This is a genomic window from Fischerella sp. (assembly GCF_013388695.1).
Taxonomy (GTDB): Bacteria; Cyanobacteriota; Cyanobacteriia; order Cyanobacteriales; family Nostocaceae; genus PCC9605.
On sequence record NZ_JACAEU010000047.1, the window covers coordinates 1 to 3,617 of the forward strand.

Annotated in this window: 3 protein-coding genes; 1 reads left to right on the plus strand and 2 read right to left on the minus strand. The window is 42.2% G+C overall.

Translation table 11 applies throughout. The features are described from left to right. Positions 1-977 precede the first annotated feature (977 nt). Positions 978-1,304, plus strand: a complete 327-nt coding sequence (locus tag HXY43_RS07410) for a hypothetical protein (protein WP_026736632.1) — start codon at positions 978-980, stop codon at positions 1,302-1,304. 28 nt (positions 1,305-1,332) lie between these two features. On the opposite strand, the gene HXY43_RS07415 is transcribed toward HXY43_RS07410, so the two are convergent. After that, on the minus strand, positions 1,333-2,373 hold the full coding sequence (locus tag HXY43_RS07415; protein WP_290881752.1) for a DUF1611 domain-containing protein: 1,041 nt from the start codon (positions 2,371-2,373) through the stop codon (positions 1,333-1,335). Beyond that, positions 2,357-3,409, minus strand: coding sequence for a dipeptide epimerase (locus tag HXY43_RS07420; RefSeq protein WP_290881754.1), 1,053 nt, complete (start codon positions 3,407-3,409; stop codon positions 2,357-2,359). Before HXY43_RS07420 ends, HXY43_RS07415 begins: the two co-directional genes overlap by 17 nt. Positions 3,410-3,617 lie beyond the last annotated feature (208 nt).

Consider the following 3,617-nt stretch of genomic DNA (forward strand, 5'->3'; position numbering starts at 1 on the left):
CGGCTACGAGGGGATTTTTTTGTACAGAAACAAACATCCAAAATCTTTTTGCAAATTTATCCGGAACATACTGATTTGTCTGAGAACATAGAAATGGTAGATGCACCCTGATAACAGACTCCCCTTACTAGCTGTCGGCTACGAGGGGATTTTTTTGTACAGAAACAAACATCCAAAATCTTTTTGCAAATTTATCCGGAACATACTGATTTATATTGAAACATGGAAATGGTAGATGCACCCTGATAACAGACTCCCCTTACTAGCTGTCGGCTACGAGGGGATTTTTTTGTAGAAAACCAGATCATAACCCACCTTTACGAAAATTGATCAAGGGTACAGAGATTAATTTAAGACCACATAAAGTAGAAGCTAAGGAAGGGTAAAGGGAAAATCGCCAGTCTCCCATCGGTATTAAATAGCCTTGCGCCTGTTATAGCCGTTGTGGTAACTAGCATTGAAAATTAAGAGTAAGGAATAAGCAGAAGTTCATTTTGTTGAGACTCTCATTAAATTATTTTTAACCTAAATTTCGATAAAAATGGGCCATATTGGCATATCTAATACTAACTATCTGGCAAATTGGCAATTTGTCCTTAATGTTACTCCTGTTGTATCTGTACAGCTTTTCCCGCTTTACCCTGATAACCAAGTTGTTTTTATCACGGTTCTCAATTGGTTTCAATACACATCTCGATAGAAAATTTTGGCTTTATGTCCTTTGAGTGTAATGGAAACAATTAAAACTCGTTACAATCGTCAATTAATTTATATTATCGTTTTTTAGAAGTGTCAATATTTCAGTTATTGGCTTCCCTGAGTGTTTTGTAACGTCTGAAAATCAGGATAAATAAAGGTTATCTGCGATTTTTACTAAAAATTCTATTTTTTCTCTTTATTTTGTATTTAATGTGCTAGCATAATATCCCATGTAATGCTAGTGATCTGTATCAACATTCAGAGAGTTGCAAAGCCACATGCCTTTAGCTGTAATTAAATTCTCTAGTGAAGACTGCGGTATCTGCCACAAAATGTCATTCTATGACCAAAAAGTGACTGAGGAATTAGGTTTGCAATTTATTGATGTGAAAATGCAGGATACAGCAACATACCGCAAGTATCGTCAGATTCTTTTGACACAATATCCAGATAAATCACAAATGGGATGGCCCACTTACATTATCTGTAATTCACCAGAAGGAGAATTCCAGATTTTGGGTGAAGTAAAAGGGGGGCACCCGAAAGGAGAATTTAGAAGTCGCTTGCAAGCAGTTCTTGATTCGGCAAACGTGAATCAAAATTAGTTAAGCACAATAATTGGTATTGGATAGCTTAATTCTGCATCACTGCGTCTAACAATCTGCCAGCACCAAAGCGCACCGGATCGGTACAAGCCAACCCAGTTTCTGTTTCAGTTTGAGCGATCGCTTTTTTTGCTTCCGCTTCGTTTAAATGACGGGTGTTCAGTGCGATCGCTGCGACAGGTACATGTCCAAAAGCACCAGCAGCACTGGCAACAGTTTCATAAAGCTTGACTACATCTGATAAAGGCGGAATTGGCACACCATTAACAACTTCGGTTTGTCCTGCCCGATGTACCAGTATCATCTGCGTTGGTTGGGAACCGCGTATCAAAGGCAGTGTTGCCGTAGAACTAGGGTGTAGTAACGAACCTTGTCCTTCTATATGGAGAATGTCGTAGTTTTTGCCATAGCGCATCACCATCTGTTCCACTGCACCGGCGGCAAAGTCCACACGCACGGCATCCAATGGCACACCATCCCCCTCTAACATTATGCCAGTTTGCCCTGTTGCTAAGAACTTAGAACGCCAGCCCCGCAGTCGTGATGCCCAATGTAACTCTAAGCTAGTTGACATTTTGCCAACTGCCATATCGGTTCCCACAGTTAACACTCGTCGACAAGGGAGGGTACGGGCAATACCAATAGCAATGCCTAAGTTAGGCGGTTCTTTCCGCACATCCCAAATCAATTGTCCTGGTTTCAGAAGTGCCTTTAAATCTGGCAGAGTTGATAATGGTGCGTGCAAACCATTGACTAACGACATTCCCGCAGCGAGGGCATCCTTGATATCATGCCAATAATCATCTGGCACAACACCACCTAGGGGGGCAATGCCAATTACTAATACTTGTGGTTTGTACTCCAGCGCTGCTGTAGTTGATGCGACTATTGGTACATCACGCTGAATACCCGTTAATGCCGATAAAGATTCTCCTGGGCACTCGCGATCAATTACTACTACGATTGGGGCTTCACTGTAACGTAAGAGTGATAACCCAGTTTTACCACGAGTTCCCTTGATTCCCTCATGCAATAAAATAGCTACCCTTTGATTAAGCGGCAGACGCACTACGTTGTACCCCCAAGCCTGGTAAATCGTTTGGCAAAACTCTTCCCTCTTGCACAAATGCCCCGATAAAGGGATCGTCAATTAAATTGAGGTGACTGTCTAAATCTAAATAATCAGCTAATGGCGCTAATTGTGCCGCAGCCGTATTGAGAAGCGTACTGTCAGAATAGCAACCGAACATGACTTGCAACCCATTAGCACGGGCTGTATGTACCATCCGCATTGCCTCGCTTAACCCCCCTGATTTCATTAGCTTGATATTAATACCATCGACAAAATTTGCCAATCGAGGAATATCAGCGCTAGTGAAACAACTTTCATCAACAAAAATGGGTAGGGGCGATCGCGCTTTTAATTCTGCCAAGCTTTTCTCCTGACCTTGTGACAACGGCTGTTCTACATACTTTATACCCAAATCAGCCAGCCAACTACACATTTGGATGGCGTCCTCTAAACTCCAACCCCCATTGGCATCAACGCACAATTCTTGCGTGGGTGCTTCTTGTCGCACTGCCATTAACATTTGGCGATCGGCATCAATACCATCCGGGCTACCCAATTTCACCTTGAAAACACGCACATCGACAAATTGCAACCAATTCCGCACCCTTGCCCTTGCCCCTTCTGGTGAATTAATGCCAATAGTCACCGAAGTTGGTACTATCAGATTTCTATCCAGCCCCCATATTTGCCACAGCGGTAAACCGACGCGCTTTCCCAACCAGTCGTGCAGTGCCATATCTAATGCTGCCCTAACTGCGGAAGGAATTTTTGCTGTGATTAAAAATTGCTCTATTTGCTGCCGCTGCAACGGGTTGAATACCTGTAAAGTAGGCGTAATTTGTTCCAAAAAATCTTTGATTATTTCCGTTGACTGCGGATGATTACCTACACTAAACGGCGATGCTTCTCCCCAGCCTTCGATGCCATCATGGAAAATCTTCACCCATACATTCTTTGTCTGTGCAGTTGTGCCACGACTAATAGTCAGGGGAAACCGCTTGTTTACCGTAAAGATTTCCACCTCAATTTGCATAATTACATTTAGGATTGGGCTAAAGCAAAGATTAGTTTAAGTCCAACTTTTTGTTTATATTCTGCTTTGTTATACTTTTTAACAAACATCAGGGTAAGAGCGTCTCAATCAGGCTTGACACAAGCAATCAGAAGAATCTAATGTATTGTCAATGAAACAACAACTGAGCACCCGAATCATATAATTGTTATCCATAGCGGTGCGTTTC